Source organism: Oleiphilus sp. HI0125 (genome assembly GCF_001635355.1).
In genome coordinates this window covers 1-432 of sequence record NZ_LWGF01000421.1, presented here as the reverse complement: position 1 = coordinate 432, position 432 = coordinate 1, and the positions used below count along the sequence as shown (strand labels likewise).

1 pseudogene is annotated in these 432 nt (G+C 45.8%); it reads left to right on the top strand.

Features of this window, described 5'->3' with window-relative positions:
- Positions 1-432, top strand: a pseudogene (locus tag A3762_RS05690) (erythrose-4-phosphate dehydrogenase); the annotation flags it as partial.

The following is a 432-nucleotide window of genomic DNA, read 5'->3' as shown; positions in this document are numbered from 1 at the left end:
AGCACGCGAGAGGATGCACAGAAACATATTGATGCCGGGGCGAAGAAAGTTCTTTTCTCACAACCTGCGTCAGCAGATATCGACAAAACAATTGTGTTTGGTGTGAACGAGCACACTATGGATATCAACGATAAGATTGTATCCGCTGCTTCATGTACCACAAACGCGATCGTTCCGATCTTATGTGAGCTGGACCAGAACATAGGGATTGAGTCAGCATCAATGACGACCATCCACTCAGCCATGAATGATCAACCTATGATCGACGCATATCACAATAAAGACTTACGTCGAACGCGAAGCGCAATGGCGAATATGGTGCCTGTAGAGACCGCTCTTGATAAAGGTATCGAACGAATTGTTCCGTCTCTCCGGGGCAAATTATCAACGAATGCAATGCGTGTTCCGACAATTAATGTCTCAGCGATTGAT